The organism is Rossellomorea vietnamensis (genome assembly GCF_008180415.1).
GTDB classification, from domain to species: domain Bacteria; phylum Bacillota; class Bacilli; order Bacillales; family Bacillaceae_B; genus Rossellomorea; species Rossellomorea vietnamensis_C.
On record NZ_VTEI01000004.1, the window covers coordinates 203040 to 228284 of the forward strand.

19 protein-coding genes and 1 riboswitch are annotated in these 25245 nt (G+C 35.5%); of the genes, 14 read left to right on the plus strand and 5 right to left on the minus strand.

Features of this window, described 5'->3' with window-relative positions; genetic code table 11:
• Positions 1-198: 198 nt before the first annotated feature.
• The 6 genes from FZC78_RS10810 to FZC78_RS24270 all read left to right on the plus strand — a co-directional run bounded on the left by FZC78_RS10810 (position 199) and on the right by FZC78_RS24270 (position 5596).
• Positions 199-1335, plus strand: coding sequence for an ABC-three component system protein (locus tag FZC78_RS10810; RefSeq protein ID WP_148939712.1), 1137 nt, complete (start codon positions 199-201; stop codon positions 1333-1335).
• Positions 1322-1843 (plus strand): ABC-three component system middle component 2, encoded by a 522-nt coding sequence (locus FZC78_RS10815; protein WP_148939713.1) that lies wholly within the window; start codon positions 1322-1324, stop codon positions 1841-1843. Before FZC78_RS10810 ends, FZC78_RS10815 begins: the two co-directional genes overlap by 14 nt.
• The gene (locus FZC78_RS10820) at positions 1836-3695 is read left to right on the plus strand and encodes a hypothetical protein (RefSeq protein ID WP_148939714.1); all 1860 of its coding nucleotides are present in this window, start codon (positions 1836-1838) and stop codon (positions 3693-3695) included. The genes FZC78_RS10815 and FZC78_RS10820 overlap by 8 nt, the downstream gene beginning before the upstream one ends.
• A gap of 245 nt (positions 3696-3940) precedes the next feature.
• Positions 3941-4543 (plus strand): hypothetical protein, encoded by a 603-nt coding sequence (locus FZC78_RS10825; RefSeq protein ID WP_148939715.1) that lies wholly within the window; start codon positions 3941-3943, stop codon positions 4541-4543.
• A 237-nt stretch (positions 4544-4780) separates the two neighbouring features.
• Entirely contained in the window at positions 4781-5227 is a 447-nt protein-coding gene (locus tag FZC78_RS10830; protein ID WP_252183584.1) for an EcsC family protein, read from the plus strand.
• Positions 5228-5266: 39 nt separating this feature from the next.
• The gene (locus tag FZC78_RS24270; RefSeq protein ID WP_252183585.1) at positions 5267-5596 is read left to right on the plus strand and encodes a hypothetical protein; all 330 of its coding nucleotides are present in this window, start codon (positions 5267-5269) and stop codon (positions 5594-5596) included.
• A gap of 120 nt (positions 5597-5716) precedes the next feature.
• Here the strand turns inward: FZC78_RS24270 and FZC78_RS10835 are convergent, their stop codons facing one another.
• Positions 5717-6880, minus strand: coding sequence for a hypothetical protein (locus tag FZC78_RS10835; protein WP_148939716.1), 1164 nt, complete (start codon positions 6878-6880; stop codon positions 5717-5719).
• A gap of 303 nt (positions 6881-7183) precedes the next feature.
• Between FZC78_RS10835 and FZC78_RS10840 the strand changes: the two genes are divergently transcribed.
• The 7 genes from FZC78_RS10840 (at position 7184) to FZC78_RS10865 (ending at position 12780) form a co-directional block, all read left to right on the plus strand.
• The gene (locus FZC78_RS10840; protein ID WP_148939717.1) at positions 7184-7408 is read left to right on the plus strand and encodes a type II toxin-antitoxin system HicA family toxin; all 225 of its coding nucleotides are present in this window, start codon (positions 7184-7186) and stop codon (positions 7406-7408) included.
• Between the two features lie 73 nt (positions 7409-7481).
• The gene (locus FZC78_RS10845; RefSeq protein ID WP_148939718.1) at positions 7482-7868 is read left to right on the plus strand and encodes a toxin-antitoxin system HicB family antitoxin; all 387 of its coding nucleotides are present in this window, start codon (positions 7482-7484) and stop codon (positions 7866-7868) included.
• A 104-nt stretch (positions 7869-7972) separates the two neighbouring features.
• A complete protein-coding gene (locus tag FZC78_RS10850; protein WP_148939719.1) occupies positions 7973-8197 on the plus strand; it encodes a hypothetical protein in 225 nt (74 codons plus the stop codon).
• A gap of 152 nt (positions 8198-8349) precedes the next feature.
• Positions 8350-8520 carry a hypothetical protein gene (locus tag FZC78_RS23650; protein ID WP_187444896.1) on the plus strand — a complete coding sequence of 57 codons (171 nt, stop codon included), beginning with the start codon at positions 8350-8352 and terminating at the stop codon, positions 8518-8520.
• A 282-nt stretch (positions 8521-8802) separates the two neighbouring features.
• Positions 8803-8966: riboswitch (SAM riboswitch) on the plus strand.
• Positions 8967-9110: 144 nt separating this feature from the next.
• Positions 9111-10190: a sugar ABC transporter substrate-binding protein gene (locus tag FZC78_RS10855; RefSeq protein WP_148939720.1), complete on the plus strand. Its 1080-nt coding sequence runs from the start codon at positions 9111-9113 to the stop codon at positions 10188-10190.
• A 66-nt stretch (positions 10191-10256) separates the two neighbouring features.
• On the plus strand, positions 10257-11792 hold the full coding sequence (locus FZC78_RS10860) for a sugar ABC transporter ATP-binding protein (protein WP_148939721.1): 1536 nt from the start codon (positions 10257-10259) through the stop codon (positions 11790-11792).
• The gene (locus FZC78_RS10865; protein WP_148939722.1) at positions 11761-12780 is read left to right on the plus strand and encodes an ABC transporter permease; all 1020 of its coding nucleotides are present in this window, start codon (positions 11761-11763) and stop codon (positions 12778-12780) included. The genes FZC78_RS10860 and FZC78_RS10865 overlap by 32 nt, the downstream gene beginning before the upstream one ends.
• Before the next feature lie 125 nt (positions 12781-12905).
• Here the strand turns inward: FZC78_RS10865 and FZC78_RS10870 are convergent, their stop codons facing one another.
• Both FZC78_RS10870 and FZC78_RS10875 read right to left on the minus strand, forming a co-directional pair.
• Positions 12906-13634: a hypothetical protein gene (locus FZC78_RS10870; RefSeq protein ID WP_148939723.1), complete on the minus strand. Its 729-nt coding sequence runs from the start codon at positions 13632-13634 to the stop codon at positions 12906-12908.
• 194 nt (positions 13635-13828) lie between these two features.
• Entirely contained in the window at positions 13829-13933 is a 105-nt protein-coding gene (locus FZC78_RS10875) for a hypothetical protein (protein ID WP_435874087.1), read from the minus strand.
• Between the two features lie 247 nt (positions 13934-14180).
• Here FZC78_RS10875 and FZC78_RS10880 point away from each other — a divergent pair, with 247 nt between their 5' ends.
• Positions 14181-19817: a reverse transcriptase domain-containing protein gene (locus tag FZC78_RS10880; protein ID WP_252183586.1), complete on the plus strand. Its 5637-nt coding sequence runs from the start codon at positions 14181-14183 to the stop codon at positions 19815-19817.
• A gap of 448 nt (positions 19818-20265) precedes the next feature.
• On the opposite strand, the gene FZC78_RS10885 is transcribed toward FZC78_RS10880, so the two are convergent.
• Entirely contained in the window at positions 20266-21765 is a 1500-nt protein-coding gene (locus FZC78_RS10885; RefSeq protein WP_187444897.1) for an SIR2 family protein, read from the minus strand.
• 282 nt (positions 21766-22047) lie between these two features.
• Positions 22048-25197 (minus strand): DEAD/DEAH box helicase, encoded by a 3150-nt coding sequence (locus FZC78_RS10890; RefSeq protein ID WP_148939726.1) that lies wholly within the window; start codon positions 25195-25197, stop codon positions 22048-22050.
• Positions 25198-25245 lie beyond the last annotated feature (48 nt).

Here is a 25245-nt window from a genome sequence, read left to right on the forward strand (position 1 = left end):
CTTGTAATATATGTGATTTGCTGATTGAATTTCAAGGAGGTACCTTAATAACGAGTATTTCTTATACTAACAATTATCTATTTGTGTTTATAAAAAGGTCAATATGCTTCAAAGAATGGAAGGTTTCGACAAAATTCAACATATATACTTGTCGAAATTTGATACCATTGGTATACAAAAATTTATAGGGGATTTGTTATGGAAAAAATTAATCATGAAGAGTTGGTTGAAATTCATGAGCCGAATTACATTACCAGTGCTACAAATTTTCAGCTGCTAGTGGGTAATTCAGTCTTACCCATTGATAGACTTAAAATAATTTCACCAAATGAGTATGAGGAGATAATAGAAGAGTGGATTTTTGGATTTCTTAGGAAAAAGTATGAAAAAGTGGTGAAGGTTGGTGGAGCAGGGGATAAAGGACGAGATGTAATAGCGTTCCAAAAGGATTCCAGGGACGGAGAAGAAATTTGGGATAATTATCAATGTAAACATTATCACGCACCTTTAACTCCTTCGCAAATGTGGGTTGAATTTGGAAAGCTATGTTACTACACATTTATTGGGGCTTTTAATATTCCTAGAAAATACTATCTTGTTGCTCCTAATGGAGTGGGTGGAAAATTGTATGACTTTATAATGCAGCCCGGAATTCTAAAAGCCGAATTAATAAAAGAATGGGATAATCACTGTTTGAAAAAAATCACTAAAACTAAGGAAATACCACTTACAGGTGACTTTAAGAAATATGTAGAAAGCTTTGATTATTCTATCATTGATGTAATAAATCCAATTGAGTTTATAAACCAGTATCAACAGACCTCTTACTTTCCATTAAGGTTTGGCGGGGGGTTAAAAAAAATGCCTGACAGACCTAAAAATGCACCTCAAGAAATTAGTGAAAAAGAAATGATGTATGTAAAAAAATTATTTGGCGCTTATGGTAATCATAAAAATAAAATAATTAACAGCTTGGAGGACTTAAAGGCTTATAAACGAATGTTACACCATTTCAATAGGCAGCGAATTTATTACTATCAAGCGGAGTCTTTGAAGATATTTGAAAGAGATTCGATGCCTAGTGGAATTCATGCATTTGAAGATTTAAAGGAAGAAATTTTCCATGGAATTATTGATACGGTTTATTCTAAATATGAAGATGGTTTCGAAAGAGTAAAAGCCACAACACAGCAAGCTAGAAACCTCGTTGTTAGTGGGGAGAATATCTTCAGTGATTTTCTCACTGGAAATGATAAAAGCGGTATTTGTCATCATTTAGCAAACGAAGAGAAGCTAGAAGAAGAAATAACTTGGGTGATAGATGATGAAGAATAAATTTACAACTAATCGGGATACTTTCGTTTTTAATACTCCACTAGAAGTTGGACTTAGAGCGCTTATGATTTTGAATGAACTATCTCCTTCTTTAATAGATTTGAATAGACTTGTTATTTACGATTACTTGGTGACGCATAGTAGTGATGTTGATACTAATGTAGAAAGTTTACATCCATCAATACCCAATCGTTCAGGGGAAATAATAATAAAAAGAAAAGTAATGCAAGAAGGTATCGATTTAATGTATTCAAGGGAATTAGTAGAAATTGTGTATACAAAAGGTGGGGTAAGTTACAGGGCTAATGATTTAAGTGCATATTTTATTGACTATTTTGACTCCATTTATGCAAGAGAAATAAGAAATTATTCCCACTGGTTAAACGAAACCTTTAGTCACCTTTCTGATAAAGAACTAGAAGAGTATATAGATGAAAATATTCACAAATGGGGTAGTGAATTTACAAAGGAATCTTTAGTGAGAGGAGGGTTCGATCGAGATGAATGAAATGGGGTTTTATATAAAGAAATTGATGGTCACTGGTAAAAATGTTGAGAATGCAATTGTTACTTTCGAGACAGGGCTAAATATTATTTCAGGACCATCAGACACTGGAAAATCTTACATCTTCGAATGTGTAAATTATATGTTAGGTGCGAAGGATGTCCCTAAAAAAATTGATGAAAGTAAAGGTTACTCTTCTATACTAATGGAGATCGTCTTATATAGCGGAAAATCATACACACTAAAAAGGGAATTTGGTAAAAATACTATCGAAGTTTATGATTCTCCCACTTTATCCATAAAAAATAACATTCCTGAAATTTTAAATTACAAACATGATAAGCAAAAAACGGACAATCTATCTGCTTTTTTACTTCAAAAGTCAGGATTTATTCATCCGACTAGTGTATTAAAGAAGAAAAATGGAGAGCTACGCACATTAAGTTTTAGAGACTTACCTATTTTTATTACAATTAACGAGTCAAAAATAATTAAGGATAAATCCCCTATACTATCTGGACAATTTGTTAGTGTAACTGTTGAAAAGTCTGTTTTTAAACTGATTGTTTCTGGAATTGACGATAAAAAGAATGACGATATTATTGAAAATGATAATGGTTCCAAAGCGAAATTAGAAGGACAAAAGGAATTATTAGATAGACTAATACATGAGGAAGAAAAATATCTATTTAATTTTCCATCAGCAGATATATTCCTGGAAATTGATATGGAGGATAAATTTAAGGAACTACAAGTAGAGTTAAGAAGTATTAATAATGAAATTAAAGAGCAGACATTTATCAAAAGAAATCTTTGGAGTGAAATTGAAGAAAAGAAATCTAAGTATATAGCAGTATCAGAGTTAATTAAAAGATTCCATCTTTTAGAGGAACAATACAATTCTGACTTAAAAAGACTGATCTTTGTTAAAGAAGGAGATCATTATTTTTCACAACTTAACTTTTCGGTATGTCCTTACTGTAATCAAAAAGTAGATGGTTCTCATGAAACAGAATGTATAGGTGAAGAAAATGAAGTCAATATAACAGAATCAATTGAAGCAGAGATAAATAAAATAAATATTCAATTGAAAGATTTAGAATCTACAATACTGGAAACAGAGTTAGAACATTCAGAATTGCTGATAGATATTGAGAGACAACAAGAGGAATATGAGATTATTAATGACAGTATTGTTAATACATTAGAACCACGAGAAACTAATATTAGGGATATTATAGACAACTATATATCCCAAAGAGATATGTTAGCTGACTATAATTCAACAAACGAGAGAATTACTGATTTAATTAATGAAAAAGAAATAGTTTTAGAAAAGTTAAGGAAACAACCAGAGAAGAAAAATATTAATACAAACGAAAACGAAGGATTAATATTAAGCGCCTATAATGAATTTTGCAAGTATATGTCCAATATATTAAAGAGATGGAAGTTTTCTAAAGAACCTACTGTTATTTTTGATGAAGGAAAATTTTATGTTAATAATAAATTAAGCAATGACTATGGAAAGGGTTATAGGGCAATTATTTATAGTGCTTTTGCAATCTCGCTAATGGAATATTGTAAAGATAATAATTTTCCTCATCCAGGTTTTGTAGTTTTAGATTCTCCTTTGACGACTTATCAAGGTAAAAAGGAAAAAGAGGATGATGAAGTGGAGAATGATATTCAAGCGGCTTTCTTTAAGGATTTATCCTCAAGGGGGCACAAAATGCAAATAATTATACTTGAAAATAAAGAGCCGAACGATAAAGTAAAAGATAAAATTAATTACATTGAGTTTACTAAAGATAAAAGTTTTGGAAGATATGGTTTTTTTGGGATCACAGAATAAGACCGTTGACTTAGCTGGGGGAGAATAACTGTCCTTTTGGTTTGGTTGTCTTGTGTTATTTAAACTTTTTTTGATTAAGGAACAGCCTGTACTGTCCCAAATTTAAGAGAGTGCTGGGTATTCCTTTATGATGACAATGCCAATGCATCGATCGAATTTTATGAAAGTAGTTGATGAGTCTTTAAGAAGGTACCCCCCTCAAAGTCAATTCTCTTTATTTAAGCAGGAAGGAGGAAATGAAGAAGATGGAGACTTTATTTATTGGTATAATTACAACTGTTTTCCTTTTATGCATTGCTTTTATTGTTACATTTATATACCAATTCAAAAATACAAAGAAATTAAAAGAAAAAGTTAATTCGCTTGAAAAGAAAATTAAAGTGAGCAAAGACTTGGTACATGAGTATGATATCAACTTTCAAGAGTTGGAAAACAAAATTTTGTTTGGGTCTGACCCCGACTTAACTGAATATGTAAAGATAATCTATTGGGAGAGCACTGAAAATTCTTTTCAAAAAAGTTTTGATAAATTTCCAATGCTTGATTTGAAAGTAATAGAGTATGGCTTAATTCGTATGAAAACATTGGAAGATAGTAATGATTTGTCAAAATTCTTGCCACCTGTAATTGTGCTAATTTTAGCATTTATCGCTTCATATAATGATTTTTTTAAGCAAACCTTCTTTAATGACATTTTATTTTTGCAAGTCGGTTTTCCTTTGGTCATATTATTAGTTGTTTATTTGTTCTTAACAAAGACAATCGGTGATACTCGGAGAAGTAGGGCGGCAGTGATTTACTTTAATGGTCTTTTACAATACGCAAAAGACAAAAATGATAAGGAATAGTAATGAAGAGCTTCCTTTAGGGGTGCTCTTTGTGTTGAAAAAACCAGGGCAGGCGTCCTTTTGAATTTATTACAAAAAGGTGAGACAGTTTAATGATATACTGCTTTAATTCTTTATAACTAAACAATGAGAGAGTAATTAAATACTAAAGCTGAAGTAATAGATGTTCCAACATGTTTCAACCCCCTATTTTGTATTAAGAGGAATTACTATATATCCTAATTTTGGAGGGGCAAAATGCCAGATCATGAAATAACAGAAAGCAAAGTAGGTAAATTGTTGGATTGGGCTTATGAAAAGTCTGTAAATGGAATACCAGGCACCGATACAGCCTATGAATTAGCTGAGAATTTTATGTCGAGGCATGATTCAATAGATAAAGCTATTAATAGCCTTATTCGCTGGCAGAACACAAAATCTGCAACAAGTGGTTTTTTATCAGGATTAGGTGGATTGATCACTTTGCCTGTAGCTATTCCGGCTAATATCGCTTCTGTTACATATGTTCAAATTAGAATGATTGCAGCCATAGCCCATATGAAAGGCTACGATTTAAAAGATGACCAGGTTAAAACATTTGTTTTTGTATGTTTAACAGGTCAAGCAGCATCAGACATACTAAAACAAACCGGCATAAAAGCAGGAACTGCCCTTACAACTCAAGCTATTAAGAGATTGCCTTGAGAAGTCATAAGATCAATAAATAAAGCAGTTGGTTTTAGGATGGTAACGAAATTTGGAGAAAAAGGAGTTGTTAACTTAGGAAAAGCTGTTCCTCTAGTTGGAGGCTTTATTGGTGGGACAGTCGATGGGATCGGTACAAATATAATAGGGAAAACAAAAGGGTATTTGTTTAAAATAGGGGCAAGGTCCTCCACATTCGCTTTATTCCTGATAAATGTAAATTTTACGGTACGGGACAAGAGGAGGCCTTGTCCCGATATTAATCTGGTTTTTTTTTTTTTCAACAAAATACTTCTCACCATTCTTCTACTTTTCCTCCAGAATATTCTAAAGTTCAAATTAAGATCAGAGGAAACCATCAGCGAATAGATGAGACATCCGAAATTTGTTTTGAGTTGGTCCTGTCTATACCCCAACTATTACAAAGCCTTCTGATTCTGTTCCTTAGACTACCTCCACTGGGTTTAAATTGAAGGGAGTTAATAGGTATTAGTCAAATCCCAAGTCACTCTWATTTCGAACTTTGGATGCAGTTTTTAATGCGCCACTGGCATTAATTCTTTCAAAACGGATGGTCTTGTTATATTCCTGGCTAAGTTCTTCGGCTTTACCATATAAAACCTTAGACTCTTCAAAGATTTCCTGTGTATAACAAACCAAAACAAAATAACCAAAGTCTACTTTTTCTGCTGATAAGTAGGTGGGCAACTGAAATTTTAATCCATCCTTATAACGTTGGTGACTTCCTAATTTAAGTTCTATTAGAACTTGGAACTCCGAGCCTTTTGAAAGTTGAAAATCAACGGTTCCTCTCCCTGTGTCTACCTCTGGTGAAATTACAACTCCTGAACCCTTTAGAGCTTCATTAGCCAACATACCGAAAGCTGCTTGAACCTGTTTTTCTGAAGCGAGCCCCATTTTAGTATTGAAAAGAATATGCAATTTTTTATGTTCAACGTAATGTTTAAAGGAATTAATTAGAGAATCAACGATATTCTTAAAATGATCTTTACTGTGTATGGTTTCAGGTATAGCTTTAGTGTCTGACCCCAGAGTATTGTTGTTTTCTTTAGAATTGAGGAATTTTTGAATTTCCTTGTATTCAGATAAGATGTCTTCAGGCAACAACTCTAGATAATAATCTAAATCCACATGCAAGAATTCAGTTACATATTGAGGGTAATTCTTGTATATTTCAAAAATACTTCCAACACTAAGGAAATCCAAATCTTCAAAACAAATCCCAATTAAATCTTCTGGGGTTTCAATCGAATGTAAAGCCTTTAGTTCATCTTCATCAAAATCATTTGTATTTAATTTCAGTAATGACTTTTGAATTGTGTCAGTAAGTAAAAAAGCACCCTCTGACCCATCATGAACATGCCAGAGAATATGATATAAAATATACTCCTTTAAAGGGGAAAACTCATGGGAAAATTCATCAACGATTTCTCTATGCAATTTTTTTAGAAAAGCCATTCCCTGCTTTTCTCTATCTTCTTCATCTTGTTTATGCAATGGAAACACAACCCCATATACATCATCGAATTCTAGGTTGCTTCCTATTATTATGAAATCAGTCACGACCAAATCTAATGCTTTGTGAATTACTTTCTTATAAGCTATAGAGCTACCCTCAAGTATATCAAGCATATGTGATTCCTCCTGGAATTTAGTGTGTATTTAACATTCACTTAAAGAGAAAGATTCGCCAGTAAAAGAAGTAATTCCTGTAATTGTGTTTCATATAAAGGGAAAATAAATATCCAAAATATACGTCCTGCCTCGTGAGAGTTAAAGTACTAAAGAGGTTTTGTTGGGAAGGCTGGATAGGGTGCAAATTGGAAAATCCGCTTCTTTTACGGAGGAAAACAACAAATTTATCTCTTTTGCACCCATTTTTTGTTTTTTGATACTGTATATGATACTATTTGGTTGGAGAGGAGGTACATAAATTTGACCAGCATTGACAAAATACTTAATAAAATGAAGCGGCAGCCAAGAGGTATAACCTTTAAGGAAGCTGAAAGAGTCCTTATCTATTATGGTTATACTCTTGTACGAAGTAGAGGTTCTCACCGTTACTTTCGTAATGATGCTGGCGACTTAATAATGGTAAAAGAAAAGAATCCGTTAAAGATTACCTATGTGAATGAAATTCTGGATAGGGTAGGGGAGTAACCCCATCTCCTGCCTTTTAATATAAATAACGATATAAAGAAAACAAATCCTTACTATAAAGGAGCGTATATTAATGAGCAATGTAACGACAAAGGATTTAAATTATTACCTTTCCTTGGATTACTCTATTGTGATCAATAAGGTTAAAGAGGACGATCATGAATATTATTTTGGGAAAATTGCCGAGCTTGAAGGTTGTCATACCGATGCAGACACTGTAGATGAATTAATGGAAGAACTAGAGGAAGTTAAGGAAGAATATTTAAAGATTAAATTAGAGCATAATGATACAATACCTGAACCTAATGAAATGCCAAGTGGAAAAATTGTATTAAGAATGCCGAAAACTTTGCACTGGCGACTTGCTGGGGAAGCTGCTCAAGAAGGAGTTTCATTAAATCAGTATATGATATATAAATTATCCAGGAGTTTAGATAGCAAAGACAATGAATATGAATAATATTGTAATTTGCAAGAAAACTTATCCTGAAATATTTAGGTTAAAGGGAGAATTAATATTATGAAACGCTTTTATCTGACACAGCCGGAGCTGGTGATAAAATTATGAGCAATCTGGGATTATTCCGATACGAAATAGATATAACAAAAAGTGAAAGTGATTTCTTTGTATACAAAGTTGTTTTCGGAAATCAAGAAGGTCACTTGAACTTCCGTGTGGAAAATGGAGAAATAAGGGATGTTAACCTTGATGTTACCGGTTTCTCCAAAACACTTGGTTCTCATAATGACGCTAGCCTGATAAGAGTGGCAGAAATGGTGTATAGATAGAGAATAGCACCAAGTTTATCGCAAATCTAAGAAAGTAATAGTAGCAATTACAGGGAGAAGTAAGTTAACGAACGATGAAATTGATCAAATAGTCCTTGTCAATCATAATAATCTTATAAAAGGAATACACTATCTTTTTGGAGGTGTTTCTCGTGAATAGACTTAATATGGTTGGAGCGAAAAAAATATCACAGGACAATTCTTATAAAATTGGAAAACCTGTTCAAGGTACTAAAGCGATTGTTTCTTCAAAAAAAGGGGATAGAGAAGAGACGGGTGTAATTGTGTATAAAAGAAAAGTAGAATATAAAGAGAGAGCTTAATTTCAATATTATAAGTTAGAGGTATTATTCAGAATTTCATGCACATTAAAAAACCCGGAAGTACGGTGGACCGGATTATTAGCATAAAGTTGTTTAGGAAAGCGTCAAGAACAGTTCTATGTTCTTGACGCTTTTTTGAATAATGTAATGATTAATAGATATTTTCTCGGGACGTCACTGAGATATTAAAAAAAATTTAAAATTCCAAAAACATATTGCGCACATCTAATTTTGATGATAATATTCAGCACAGGTAATTAAAATTGAAAAGCAAGCTTTCAACTCTTATCGAGAGCAGGCGGAGGGATTTGGCCCGATGAAGCCCAGCAACCGACCGTAATTCCGTTGTGAAACGGGGCGCTAGCAAGTTTTGCGCCGGTATGTAAATACCTTAAGGCACGGTGCTAATTCCAACAGAAAAGATATTCTTTTCTGGGAGATAAGAGGTGTGGAGATTCGATACATAATCTTCAGCCTCTTTCTCTATGGAGAAAGAGGCTTTTTTATATCTAAAAAGGAGTGATATACAGGCCAGCAGCAAAAGATTCAATGCAAAATCATTAAAAAACCATTAAAGGAGAGGGAAAAGGATGAAAAAAACGTGGAGCTTTTTACTGAGTATGATTATAGTTACCCTGCTTATAGCCGGGTGCCAGCCAAAGACAGGCGTCACCACCGAAGGAGAGGCGGCAGCCAATGAAACCAATAGTGATAACCAGCTTGCCAATAAAAAAGTCGCTTTAATTATGCAGCAAAATCTTGGTACGTTTTCTGCTCAATATATTGACGGTGTAAAGGAGCAGGTTACGAAGTTCGGTGGAACGACGACAGTATTTACTTCTGATGGGGACCTGGCTAAAATGTCTTCCAACCTGGACGCAGCGATCAACCAGGAATTTGATGCGATTCTAATAGACCATGGCACGAAAGAAGCATTGGCGGCCGGAGTGAAAAAGGCGATTGAGAAAGAAATTCCAGTCGTTGCCTTTGACGCAGGGATAAGTGAACCCGGTGTGACCGTGCTTGAGCAGGGTGATCAGCAGATGGCCGAGAGCACTCTGAAGCAGCTGGCTGAAGACTCCAATGGAAACGCAAATATCGTGAAAATCTGGGTTGCCGGCTTTGCGCCAATGGAGCGGAGACAAGTCGCCTATAAGGAATTCCTTGAAGAGAACACGGGGATTAAAGAGGTCGCCGCTTTTGGAGCAGCAACGCAGAATACGGCTTTGGATACTCAGTCACAAATGGAAGCGATTTTAAAGCAGTATCCGGAGGAAGGGCAGATTACAGCGGTTTGGGCAGCATGGGATGAATTTGCCAAAGGAGCCGTTCGTGCTATCCAGCAGGCCGGCCGGACAGACATCAAAGTGTACGGAATCGATATGAGTGATGAAGACCTGCAAATGATTCAGGAGAAAAATTCTCCTTGGGTGGCAAGTGCAGCCGTAGATCCTAAGGATATTGGCAGAATTCAGGTTCGCTATGCGTATCAAAAATTATCCGGAGAAGAGACTCCAGACAATGTTAAATTAACACCGGTGTTCGTTTCAAAAGAGGACCTGCCGGAAGAGCCAATCACAACCACGGAGCTGAATGAATATGTGGAAGGCTGGGGCAACAGCGACCAGGGATATACCGAAAAGCTGAAGGAATTGGAAGAAGGCAAATAACATAGGAACATTAGGCTGCCGGGATGAAAGGCCGCCTGATGTTTTCCTTTGAAAGGAGGAAACAAGATGGTTGCATCACTTCTTGAAATGAGAAATATCTCCAAGAGCTTTGGTGCAGTAAAAGCTTTGAAGGGAGCTGGACTTCATTTGTCCTCTGGTGAAGTACATGCTTTACTGGGAGCGAATGGAGCAGGAAAAAGCACGCTTATAAAGATTTTGTCAGGTGCTTACAGCCATGATGAAGGAGATATTTATCTTGACGGAAAGCCAGTCAGCATCTCTTCTCCCAAAGAGGCTAAGGATCTCGGCATCCACTGTGTGTACCAGGAGGTGGATACGGCATTGGTGCCGCAGCTTACAGTCGCGGAAAATATCCTGCTTGATTCCTTTGCCGGAGGAAGCGGCTTTTTCGTCTCCAAAAAGAAGCTGAGACGAAAAGCGGAAGAAATTCTGGCACTCCTAAATGAAGAACAAATACTCGTAGACCAATATGTCTCCCAATTGACACTCGCTCAAAAGCAAATGGTCCTGATAGCCAGAGGGCTGGTCAAAGAAGCCGACATCATCATTTTGGATGAACCGACGGCCCCGCTGTCGATCGAGGAAACAAAGTACCTTTTTAACATGGTGAGAAAGCTGAAGACTAGAGGAGTGGGCATCATCTTCATTTCCCACCGGCTGCCGGAAGTATTTGAAATCAGTGACCGCATTACCGTCATGAGAGACGGTGCAACCATTGGGACGGTAAAAACCACGGAAGCTTCCCATAAGCAAATTGTTGAAGCCATGCTGGGCAAAGACCTTGTCATCACAGAAAAACAAAAAACGGTCCCGGGGAAGAAACTGTTAGAAGTCGATGGGATAAGTGATGGCGGGTTAGTGAAAAATGCCAATCTTTCGGTTTCAAGAGGAGAGATCGTAGGAGTCGCAGGACTGGTGGGAGCTGGAAAAACAGAGCTGTCGCGAATACTGTTCGGCCTTACGAAGACGGAATCAGGTGTAATAACGATGAATGGGAAAAGGGTCCCCTTTAAAAGTCCGGCAGATGCGATACGTGCCGGTGTAGTTTTAATTCCCGAAGAAAGGAGGAAAGAGGGATTGTTTATCAATGAGTCGATCCAACATAATCTCACTTTCCCGCATATAAAATCATTTTCCTCTTTCCTTTTCATGAATAGAAAATTGGAGAAAATGCATGCGGAAAAAATCATTAAAGATTTTGGTGTGAAAACAGGCGGAAGCACTGACCCGGTTCTCCATTTAAGCGGAGGAAACCAGCAGAAGGTGGCGATCGGAAAATGGACCGGAGCAGACAGTGACCTCTATCTCTTCGATGAACCGACCAAAGGCGTGGATATTGGGGCAAAAAAGGAAATCTTCGACCTGATCCAAAGCCTGGCGGACCAGGGAAAAGGCATCCTCTATCTAACGAGTGAAATCTCAGAAATCCTCACTGTCTCGGACCGGATCTTAGTGATGTATGACGGGATGATCGTAAAAGAATTATCAAGGGAAGAGGCCTCACAAGAAAAAATCCTGCTTTATGCGAGCGGGGGAAAGGAGGAAAGCGATGAGCAGCCAAGTGTTTCAGTTTGTATATAAATATGGTGCGATCCTATTGATGGCTCTGATTTTGATTTATTTCAGCATCGTGAACCCGGCATTTTTTTCTTACAGTAATATATCCGATATTCTGCGTTCCATTTCCATCGTCACCCTGCTGGCTCTAGGAGTAACATTCACCCTGATAGTGGACGGATTTGATCTATCGGTAGGATCCACGATGTCCCTTGCGACGGTCATTACAGCTTCTTTGATGGTATGGTTTCAGCTCCCGCTTTGGGCAGTCCTGATTCTCCCAATTTTGGCGGGCGCTGCGGTGGGGCTATTTAACTCGCTTCTTATTGTAAAAATTAAAATACCCGATTTGCTGGCAACCTTAGGGGTCATGTATATAATATCCGGACTGCACCGCACATACACGGAAGGATATTCTATCTACAGCCACATGGAACTGACAACAGGAGGAAAGGCACCCGGGGAGTTCTATCAAAGCTTCCTTTGGATCGGGCAGGGAAGACTATGGGGAATTCCTGTTCCTGTCATCTTAATGCTGGTATTGGTGGCCGCTGTTTACGTGGTACTGAATAAAACCCGGTGGGGAAGAATCCTGTACATGACCGGGGGAAATGCAGAAGCAGCCAGGCTGTCAGGAATCAACGTGAAAAAGGTGAAAACCCTTGCTTATGTCGTCTCCGGAATCTTCGCATCGCTGGCAGGGATTCTCTTTACAGCCAGGGTTGGCTCTGGACAAATAGACTCGGGGGCTTCCTTGCTGATGGAGGCAGTAGCCGCCGTCTTCGTCGGATTCTCCGTTCTCGGAGCGGGAAAACCAAATGCATTGGGAACCTTCTTTGGAGCAGCATTAATAGGAGTGCTCCTCAATGGCCTGACCATGCTGAATTTACCATACTACGCATTTGAAATTGTGAAAGGTACCGTTCTTGTCCTTGCGCTCACGGTTACTTATTTCCGGCTTGGTGCAAGAAAGTCAGGGCGTACGAAAGTGCAAATGAAGAGTGCTAATTGATGATTGGTATATGAAAATAAGGCCTGATCCCTGGCGTACTAACGTGCTGGGGGTCAGGCTTTTTTATTCCTATTAGCATTCGACGAATGTTTCGGATAATGTTGGGACGTCGCTGTGACATTAAATTATTCAGAACTAGAACTAAGGTGTTCAATGATAGTTTCATGTCTCATATATTCTAATTTTGACATGAAAATTAATGCTCTTAAGAAATATACAAATTCTTTTCTTTCGGTTACATTAACCTCTAAGTTGAATTTTTTCTTATCTTGATAAACAATATAAAAAGTAATTTTAGGTCCTTCATTAAATTTGTATTCTAGATCGAAAAATCTAAAGGAATTCTCATTATTTGACCCAATTTGAACATGGTAATTAGAAAGAAACATGGTTATTGTTGATTCTATTACTGAGATAAAAGCTACTACTAAATCATAATAAACTTCAATTTCTTGAATATCTGGAATTTTGTAGTCGTGTTCCATTTTGTTTCTTATTCTGTTTAGTCTTGAAAGTGATGCTGATTCAATTACACCTATGTCCTTTAAAAAATCCATTTTCTTATCAAACTTTAGGTTGTTCTTTCTTACTATTGAATACAAACCAAAGTGGTGAAAGAAGGAGTCAAGCTGACAATCTAGTGCTCTTTTTAGATGCGAGAGGCAATTGATAATATGAATTAATTTATCTTTCTTTTGAGTGAAGTTTTCTAGTTCATTTTTTGCGAATTTCAAGAAATCCCTGGGGTGCAAATCGAATGTTGGGTATATAGCGTGTGTACCTGAAGAAGAGCTAGTCTCTAAATGTTCAATATTACTAATTAGAAAATCTTTTAAAAACACGGCTTTATTCATTTTTATCTTCCTCCTTTCAAAAATAATATGAATATCTTACCATGTGGTGGATCTGGATAGGAAATATTTTTTCTTATTTCTTTATATTGGCCGAGAATAAACAAAGGCAGTTTTTGAATAGGCCCTGGAAAAATCCTATTTAACAGATTGTACTCTGGGACAAGGTGGTGGTCCTGTCCCAAGTTTAATTTGGATTATTTATTTTCTATAGGGTACTTCACACCATTCTTCTCCAACTTATCCTCAACAATTTTCTTCACATCCAACTCAAGATCAGAACAAAGCATCAACGAATAGATGAGAACATCATGCTTTTAACCTCATTGTCTTTTTTAAAATAGTAACACAATTCATTTGGTTTAATTAACCATTTTGTTCTGGTTTACAATGTGCCTGTAACAGTTTTAAAAACAATATACCTATTGAAGTTTCATCATATAAAGTTTCATAAAATCTTTTGAAAATATGGTAAAATATAGATTATTAATTGTATAATTCTTGAATAAGAAATAACGAGCGGAGGTAATTACAATTTCAATTCAAACAGTGATTAAAGATACTGATAATTTATATAAAAGTATTGCTAAAAAGTTGCACGAAAATTTTGTCATTAATAAAAAGTACTTTGCGGAACAATCGGAAACAGGAAAATATAGTACCAAAAATAAAATGTTTGATCCTCTAAGGATAAATAATATGTTAGTTAATAAGAAAAGCTATCTAACCTATCAACAATTAAAATCGAGATTGATATGGTTATGTCTAGACTATGATATAGATAAAAAAGTAGTCGAGAAAGACTTCTTTTCAAATCAAGAATATTATTTTGATCTATTAATCAGAGAAGTTCGTAATACATGTAGGTACCTTGATGAATTGGGTATTCAGTATATAAGCGAGTTTTCAGGAAATAGAGGAATCCACTTGTGGATTGTTTTCACGCAACCGGTAGAAAAAAAACAGGGATATTTATTGTTAGAAAAAATTTTGAATAAACAAATAAATAATCTAGATGAAAATATCAATATTGATTTATTTCCTAAGAATAAAACGAGTAAAAATAATAAGGTGGGGTTTGGTGTGAAGCTTCCACTTTCATTCCATCAAAAATCCAGAGCATACTCATACTTAATAGACGATATTTATTCATTTGAATATTCTACAGATATGTGGAGAACTAGCATTGATGATAAAACTTTTCTTTTCTCCCAGTTAGATATTTTAAATAATTATATTAAACAAGAATATAAGGAAATCGCTGTGAAATTGGATATAGAAGAAGTCGACGACGAGGAAGAGATAGGTCCTGTTAACCCATTTTTACCAACTAAAAAGGCTTTATTAAATCAGCCTTTGAACTTAGCGGAAGTTTTAACAGGTATTAAGAAATGTTCAATAGTAGATGAAGTATTAAAAAATTACCCTAATAATATGAAAGAAAGTGAGAGGGTGATTATTGTTGGTTTGCTAAATAAATTAAGAACAAAAGAAAATAAAAATTACGGTAAAGAGTTATTGTGGGAGTTCTTTTCTCTAATGGATAACTTTAGACCTGAACTAACTAAAAAGAAACTTGAAAATCTAAATCTTTATCCGCCTACATGTAGTTTTTTAAAAAGCAAATATGATTATAAATGTGATTTTAATTGTAAATGTGACCATAAAATAAGGAATATTGAAGATGATGGAGGAAAATTGGTTAATATAACTCCGTTAAGATTTTTAGATAGTATAGATATTTCGTCTTTTGAAGATTTTGAAGTAAGAGATTTTGAGATAGAACGGGTTATTAAGGCACAAAAAAAATATACAAACCAAAATGATGAAATATCATTTCTGAGTACCCAAATAGATTTGGAAAGATTAGATAGGAAAGATATGAAGGAAGCAATTGAGAGTGTGCTCGATAGAAATAATTATACCGTTAAGGAAGTGTACAAATTCTCTAGGTTAGAAAAACATAATAAAACAAGAGTCTTACACTCGTTGCAAGCTGAAGACAAAGTCATCACAACTTATTTGGTTAAGTTGCTAAACTCTTTCTATTATACAGAGTTCTCTGATAATTCTTATGGCTATAAATTTGAAAACAGTTTTGCTAATTATAATATTTTTAAACCATGGATGCAGCAATGGTTAATTTATAAAAAGATGATCATGGAAAGGTTAGAAGATGAGGTGCTCCAGGATCATTATGTAGTAAAACTTGATATAAAGAATTTCTATTCACGTATAGATATAGGAAGATTAAAGACAAAATTGATTCATGGCCCTTCAAAGACAATAAAAGAAAAAATTGCATTGCTTCCGGATGATAATCTAAGAAAATACAATAATATGGTGGATTATTTAATTGAATGTTGTAGTAAAGAAACTTTTGAAGGGAAAGGTGTTCCACAAGGACCCGCCTATGCCAGATACCTAGCAGAAGTTTATCTTATTGAATTAGATAAATATATTGAGGAACAGCTTGAAGAGGGGTTTAATTTTTATTTCAGATACGTAGATGACATAGTCTTAATAGTAGAAGATAAAGAAAAGGCTAGCAAACTTCTAAGTAGAGTCAACGACTATCTAGAATCATTAGATTTAGAGATTAACTGGGAAAAGTATTTTCAGTCACAAGTGATAGATTCGAAAAGTGAGTTTGAAAACTACTTTAATCAGAATAAATACTTTGTAGATAGTAGTTCTAAACATCAAGCAATAAACTCTGTATTTACCAATAAGAAAGCAACTAGTTTGTTAAGTAAAATGGTAAAACCAAATTTAGGGGAGATTAATGATGATAATCTAAGCTTTTATTTTACCCATTATAATAGCAATAAGAGGCTATTGGAAGAGAGAAGAAAGTTTGAACCATATATATTTAATTTAAAGGTCGGTAGAGGGTCTTTATTTAGGAATTATTTTAATTTCTATTTTAAGAAAAATATGGTATTTGGTGAGTTGGTCGAAAATTCAAAATACCTAGATGGTCTCGGCAGAGGAGTTTTTTTAAATACTCTTTTAGATGCATACTTTAATAGTGAGTTTAATGATAAGCCAAAGATTAAACAAATACTTCAACAATTTACAGCAGTAGATTTACTGAAGTATGAAACAGAATTAGTTTTGTCTTTTATGTTACTGGACAATGAATTAATAAATGAGAAGTTTATCTTGAACGTTGAAATGAACATCTTAACAAAAGTTATAGGGTTTAGATTTGAAAAACAAATACCAGAAGTTCTAGAAGAGGTAATATTAGAGCACCTAGAAAAAGAAAGAGATTTAAAAGAATTTATTTCTTTAACATATAACTTAGTTTTTTTTAATAACTTATCACAGAACTTTATAATTTATATCTCTAAGTTATTTTTCAATAAGATTATCCAGTCCATGGGGACTATTGAACCTAAAGACTTTATACCATCTTTCCTTAATGGACGCCAATCAATAAATCAGTATTACCAGCTATGTTGTTTATTAACTTTAATAGAGAATAATTTTATTAATATAAAGAGGGTTTGGGAAAACTTAATAGTATTCACAAATGTAAACTATCCTCAAATAGAAATTGATTACAATAGTTGGTTAAAAAGGACTTCAGCATTAAATTTTAAAGTACTAACGAAAAATAATTTAAATACAATTTTGACGATTAAATTACATGATAACTTTGTAGATGGAAAAGGTGATATTGACAATCTGAAAATTTATGATCACTTTCATACAGGTATAGTTTTATTTTTAATGGAAGTCAAAGAGGATACAGAGATGATATCTGATTATCTAGCCAAAGAAAGTTTGGTAATAATAAAGGATATACAAAAGAAATATCATTTAGAGTTTTTAAAATGGATAATTGATGAATCTAATGTATTTTTATTTCCGGATAAAAAAATTGGCCAGAAGAACATTATTGAAAATGATAGAATTGTACTTCAACGAGGAAATCAACTCTTAGTACGGTTCTCAAAAAATGAAGTTAAAGATATCACCTTTGGTTACTTGGAAGAGGTACAGGTTAAACACGAAAAGTGGCTAGAAGGAGAATATGTTTCAATTATATATAAATATAATAAAGAGGATTACAAAACTATAAAAACTATATTTATAGAAGAAACTGATTTTCTCAACTATCTTAGAAAAATTATAGATGTTAACGCTGGTATAAACAAATTCAGAAAATCTTTAGTGAATAAAGATAGATTTCCGAATGCACTTGGGGATTTGGATACAATACATAAAGAAACCTATCTGCCGCTAATCCCTTTCTCCACCTATGATAAAAAACTTATTTTGTCTGATAATGAAATAATAGATAACAATGCTACCAGCTTTTACACAACTTTTTTTAGCAAAATAAAAAATGATATTGAACTATTTGAAGGTAAACCATACTCCATGAAAACTACAGATTTAGAGTCGAAGTTTTTCCCAGTAAAAATCCGAAAAAATCCAGAATTAATGTTTTACTACCTAAAAATATTCTTAGAAAATGCAACTACCCAAAACCTTAAAGATGTATTTAATTTTGAAAGCACTAAGTTTAAATCAGTAGTATCTTTACTTAATACTAAAAGTAAAATATTGGAGGAAGAAAAGAGATTATTCTATCTTTATTTTGAGTATTATCATTCTTTTTATAAAGAGGGTGAAGATTTACTTAAGCTATTGTTTTATCCAATTGATGTTGAAGATGGGAGTGTATTTGAAGTCTATCAAACTATTAGTAATAGTTTATGCACCTTAATTACCACCACTGACAGAAAATTTTTTAGTGACCTAATTCAAAAGGAGATATCTAATTTATCCGATAAATTGTCAAATGAACTGAATTTTGAAGATAATAGTGACCCTTTAAAAGTTTTAAATGCTTTTAAGCGCTGCTCCTTTGACTTTGATGAAGTATTAGATGAAATAAATATCAAAACTCATGAAAATGATTGGCACTTAACTGAAGAGGAATTCTATGATATTAAATTACTTTCTCCGCAAGATAAAAAAACATTAGTAAAAGTTTTTGAAAGAAGTGACATTAATACGATTGAAAATACTGCACACCTGTTCGCTTATAAGTTTGAAGGAAACTATCTTTTGGTAGTACTACCAGACATTATGACAAAAACATTAGACACCATACGTACGAGAAAGAAGTTGAAAGAAAGGTATGAAAAAGAGAAGGATAATTTAAAATTGGATTGTTTTCGGAGTAGTGTAAAGATTGAGGATAATATTGTTTATTCACCATACTTTCCAAAAGCAGTAGAAATGATAAAAGAGCAGTCGTTTTACAATCAGAGAGAGATAAAAAAAATTGAAATGGACTTAGTAAGTTGGTTGAGGAACTTTGATGAAGCTTATCACATTCCACTTTTGGCTGTCATCTCTAGTCATCAGTGCATTAAGAATGAGGACTTAGAAAATTATTTAACAACTATACAAGAAGCTCTTAAAGATAAGACTAAAGTATTTTTTCATATTAAAAAAGCCGAGGACTTTAATGGATTCCATCGATTAATAACCAGTAATTTCCCAAAAACTAGGGAATTAAAGCTCAACCAATTTGTAAGCAGGGTATTAACTGAGCAGACTTCAGATCTTGAGTTGGTTATCCTTTCGGAAGTAGGTATATCTGGCAGCCAATTTATAAATGCCTTAAAGCGGTATTATTTAGCGGATGAATTAAATACCAAGATTGCTGAAAAAGAAAAATATTATTCTATCCCACGTGATTCTTTTGAGAGTTTTAAGAAGAAATTTAAATCCTTTAAGAAAATACACTTATACTTTGTAAGTTATACTGACAAATCAAAAAGGAAAATAATCGAGGAAATATGTTCGCTTTTAGACTATCCCATAGAAAGAATTGTCTTTTACCCAGAAACAAATAGTATAAGTTTTGAAGAGTCAGTATTGATTTCCAACCCTGAAATTGATGCAAAGCACAAAAAACAATTTGAAGAATTAATCAGGGACAGTGAGTCTATTGCAGAAATCTTTAATTTAAATGAAGTAGAAAAGTTAGAATATACCAAGTATCTTAAAGACCTGGATAGAGTTCGGAATAAATACAATTCTGATTACAGTTTAATTTTAAGGAAAGGCTCAACTCCAAAGAAAAGTCACCCTATTTTTTGTTTAAGTTCGTCAAAGATTCCTTCTCTCTTTGAGAGGACTAAGGAGCATGAAGAATGAACAGAGTAAGTTTGAGGGGGAGGAAAGTGAAAAAGCACAACCTCAGAAATTTCTTAAGTATCTTAGATTTTTGGTAAAGGTTAATTGGTAAAATATAGGGTGTTATACTTTTGGAAATAGCTTGAAAAAGTAGAATTTAAATAAAAAGACAATACGAAGAGGGAGAGTATTGAAGACCTGTTGGGTTATTAGTTGTAGTGTAGACAGAATATCTGCGATAGTTAAGAAAGTTTGCTGTACTATATAGCTACCTTTATAGATAGGGCAAGGTTACCTATGTCCCATCTCATGTTTTATTATATAAAATATGAGATGGGACATAGAACCTGGTCTCCTATGCTAGAGATACAATGTTCTATGGAATGAAAGGGTCACTACATCCTTTGAATAAATTGGATAAGGAGTCTGATATCGATAAAGAAAGATTCATAGTTAATGTGATGGAAAGTTACTGCCTTATCTTATCCAATATTCCAGGGATTTCGTCGTAGTCATCCACCCATATTATGTTTAATCCTAGCTCTTTATAATACTCTTCTTGTAAGTTTTGATTTACTAGATCAAATTTTTTGATGTTTTCAATGTTGATTAGAGGATCTTCAATATTATGGTATAAATGTCTCTTTAATATGGCATAGTGTTTAGAAATATCACTTTCTTGTTTTCTTGATGCTATGTCAAGGAGTCTTCTTAGATTGGGATCTGTTAGGGAGAGTCCAATAAATAAACAAGTATTTTCCCTAAGATAATTGAGCTGAACTAAATTAGACCAATCATAAGGATCAAGCATTAAATTATGGTATCCTTCCTCTGAAAAAACTAAAAGGCTTTTAGCAAGGTTGGAATAATTCCCACCTTCTCTAGGTAAAAAACCATGTACGTGGTATATTCCCAACTCATCCCTTGAAGGAATGTCCCCTTCTCTAAAGATTGCACGGTGATTAATATCATGTTCTGAAAAGTTATACTCTAACAAGTCGTCAAAGTTATAATTTACAACTCCACGTACACCAATACCATTCCTTACTGGCTTGCATAGCTTAGTAATGGCAGTCAACAAGTTAGATTCATTAATACAGGACTTATATAATATTTCGGTTAATATATCTGTAAATATTTCTTGTAGACCTTGTCGTATATACCGGGCTAAAAGGAGGGGTGAATTACCATTTGAAACTTTTAAATTTTGTATAATATAATCTCTTTCACTTTCAGATAAGTTTATATTAAATTCTTCAAGTTTATTACTTAATAGAGAGACTAACAAATCTGTGACCAGATTATCCCACATTGGAATTTTAGCATCTCTTGAAACCCCTGCTCCTAAAAATAATACTAATTCATCTTCGAAAAAATACTTTCTCAATTCAGATATATATTTTTCCCTATGATTTCCAATATTATTTGGTTCATTGTTTATACTATTTAGAAGCTGATTATTTAAAACTAATTGAGAGATGTTTTCAAGAGTTTCTGATACTACACCTGGATACTTCTTAAATATATCTTGAAGAATATTTAAATCCCATATCTCAATAGTTAATTCTTTCTCAGTCTCAAGGTTGTTTAAAAACTTTCTTTTTTCCTCCTCAGTTAGATTTAAAGAAATAATAAATACTAAGTTTTTTATCTCTTGTTCAGAATAATTAATCAGGGTTGATAGTTTATAAATTGTATCTTTTAGATTTCTTAAGGAATTTTTATTCCTATAAGCCTTAACTTCAAATACTGTTATTCCTTCAAGGTTATTAATTCCTTCTGGTGCTATTGCATCAAATTCAAAAACTTTTTGATGGGGGGTGTTTTTGAGTCTGTAGTTGGGAATGAATTCTTTGTTATTATCTTCGCAATATTTAGCTAGTACATTGAAAATTAAAGTCTCAATCATTACATATGATGTATAGTTCTTATTATTTAATAATTCATTAAAGATCTTGTTAATTTCCATAAAGACCTCCGTATTATTTGAATTTATAGGTAATTCATGCCATACTCCCATAGTTTACTTAATAAATTGCAAGAATGCTAGATGATTATTAACTTTGAAAAAAATATATAGGAAACTAATGTTAAACTTTTCAATAACTCATCAAAATTACCTATCTATATGTAGTTGCACAATGATGGAGTTTCTTAAAAATGTGGTCTCATTTTAATATTCTCCTTTTGGCAATTGAGCTTAATAGAATTGAAACTAATGTTGAAATAACTAAGATTGACTATCCATGGTTCACAAAATATTCTTATTAGCCCGCGGCACCAAATAAGAAGGCATCTCCTCCTCTAATTCCCAAACAAAACTCATCGGTTTGTTTCCAGAATGCTTAATATAATTCGCTGTCCCAAGAAAGACGAAAGGTGAAGGAATGCTACCTTTCTCTTTTTTGTATTCTCTGACAAACAGAGCGATTTTGTTTCCGGTCTGGCGGTGGTGGATATACCGCTGGCCGGTCGGGCTTTCTTCACCTACTTTACTCTGTGTTTCCCAGTGAAACAGTTTTTCGTTTATCGCATAGTCCTCGTATAGTGTTGATGGTGAGAAGTCTTTTTCTGATTTGTTCAGGGTGATAAAGAAGATGTCGAGCTTCTTGTCCTTAAAGTATTTGACTCCTTCCCTGAATGCCGGGCTTTGTTCTTCATTGTTGTAGTCGAAACCTGCCAGCACTTGAGCTGTTGAGTAGCGGCTGTGGACTTGGAGCGGGCAAGGGAAGTTAAAGTTAGGCTGCAGTTCTACCGTTTCTAATGAGTCGTATAATACCTCGATAATTCGCCTGATCTCCTCTTTGAATCCAGGGTGCTTTAACACTTTTTCAATTCCTTCCTCTACTGAAGAGAGTCCTTCTTTTTCAGGATGGGCTTGGTAAAAGGAGTAATAGAACATGTTCAGCATCAGTTCTTCTTCTTTTCCGTTGGCTTCTCCTGTTTCCATATAGCTTTTTATAAACTCCAGCAGCTTTCTTGAATTGAGATGAAAGAGGCTTGGTAATCGTTTGGTCAGCCAGGTCTCGTCCTCATAGGTGAAATCTTCTGCAAGCCCCGCCTCTACTAGTAGCCGGGAAAAGCTTCGGTCCCTGTTTCCTCCATAGAAATCATAGAGATCCAGGTGATAGTACTCCAGGAAGTTTTTCAGTGTAATAGGTCTCCCGGTATCGTGCTCAAAGGTTTTTAGTTTGGCTACCAGGTTTCCTTTGGTATTGGCTCCTGCTTTGATGTTTCGCAGGATGTATTCCTTCGCTTGTTTTTCAAGCTGGACGAAGCAGCCTTTTGGCAGGTTGAAGAATCCGTTTTCGACATAGTACTGGACGGAGTGCTTTGATTTGCCGATCAGGGCTCGCAGTTTCTCTTCGTATGAATAGTTGCGGTGAGCTTGTCCGACGAAATCCAGGACAGTCAGGCATTCCTTGTCTTCTGAGAGGCGAAGGCCGCGTCCTAATTGCTGCAGGAAGACGGTCATACTTTCTGTCGGGCGCAGGAACAAGACGGTATTGATTTCCGGGATGTCGATTCCTTCGTTGTATAGGTCGACGACGAAGAGGAACTTGATTTCTCCAGAGACGAGCAGCTGTTGTGCTTCCTGACGGGATTTACGGTCCGTTCCTCCATGTAATGCGATGGAGGGGATGCCGGATTTGTTGAAAAAGTCAGCCATATACTGAGCGTGGGCAATCGATACGCAGAAGCCCAGTGCTTTTACATCGGTGATATCTGTGACATATTTCTGCACGCTTTGAACGATTTGCGTGCTGCGAAGATCGTTGGACGTATAGACATTTTCCAGTTGCTTGGTGTCATAGCCGCCCCTCGACCATTTCAGGTTGGAGAGATCGACGGTATCCGTGACACAGAAGTATTGAAACGGGCTTAATAGCTTTTGGTTGATCGCTTCTGTTAACCGCATCTCAGCTGCTATGTGGTCATCAAAGTAAGAGAGGATGCTTTTTCCATCCATCCTCTCCGGGGTAGCGGTCAGTCCCAGGAGAATCTTCGGCTGATAATGGTTCAGCAGCTTTTGATAAGAGTCAGCGGCCGCATGGTGAAACTCATCGACGATAATGAAATCGTAGTAGCCGCTTTCGGTATGTTGATGAAGCTCCTTGCTGTTAAAGCTATGGATGCTGACAAATAAATGATCCAGGGAGGAAGGCTGCTGTGTTCCAACAAGCATGTCCCCGAAGTTCGGTTCCCGTAAAATCGCGCGGAAGGTGTTCAGACTTTGTTTTAAAATTTCCTCGCGGTGAGCGACGAAAAGCAGCTTTGCCTTTCCTCCGTTTGCTTTTCTGAAGCGTTTGTAGTCGAAAGCAGAGATGACGGTCTTACCTACACCAGTTGCGGCAACCAACAGATTTTTATAGCGATGATGAACTTCCCGTTCTGCCTGCAGCTTTTCAAGGATCTCTTTTTGATAGAAGTAGGGCTGGATGTCAAAGAGGTATTGAACAGTTTCCTCCGCCACTTTGCTTTTTTCCAAGGCGAGCTTAAGAGTCTGGTTGTCTTCCGCATTCTCTCCATTAAAAAGTTTGAACTCCCTGTCATTCCAGTAGCTTTCAAAGGTGGCTTCACATTTTTTTAGAACATCAAAGGAATCCTTCTCCGTTACCTTCACATTCCACTCGAGACCGGAAGTCAGCGCGGGATTGGATAGGTTGGAGGAGCCAATGTATGCCGTGCTGAAGCCGGTGTCTCTTTTAAAAAGATAGGCCTTAGCGTGAAGCCTTGTCCGCTGCACATCATAGGAAATACGGATCTCGGTGTTAGAAAGCTTGCTCAGCTCCTGAATCGCCTTGAAGTCCGTTGCTTCCATATAAGAAGTCGTGATGACACGAAGCCTGCCGCCAGCCTCGGTGAACGTCTTCAATTCTTCCAAAATGATCCGCAGGCCGCTCCACTTGATGAAGGAGACGAGCATATCGATAGAGTCAGAGGAGACAATCTCCTTCTTCAGTTCACCCAGCATGTTCGGCTCGTAGCTGGAACCGGTGAATAACGAACTCTCGGAGATAGGGGTCACAGGGCGTATGACTTCCTGTTTCCCGATGCTGCGGACGGAATTCATCTTAGAGTAAATATGGGTGAGGACTTCGCCTTCTTCAGAGATTCGTAGTCTCTCAAATTCCTGCCGGTCCAATCGCTGGCTGAGGATGTCAATGATTTCATTGCAGGTCTCGATTTGTCTGAGGAGAGCCTGCCCATCATTCCGCTCCTCATCACGGACAGCTTTCAGAGCATTCCTGGTGACCGAGCTGATGTAGGAAGACAGAACCTTTCGTGCTTCCTCCACATCCAAAGGGGTCTTGCGGATATCAAAATCCAGGTCGGAGCCTGCAAGCTCTTCCTGTAGCTTTTCGGTAATAATTTCTTCGTAGATTCCTTGTTTAAGCATGATGGGGCTCCTTCCCTAATATATGGTTTTATTTGGTATAATCATAAT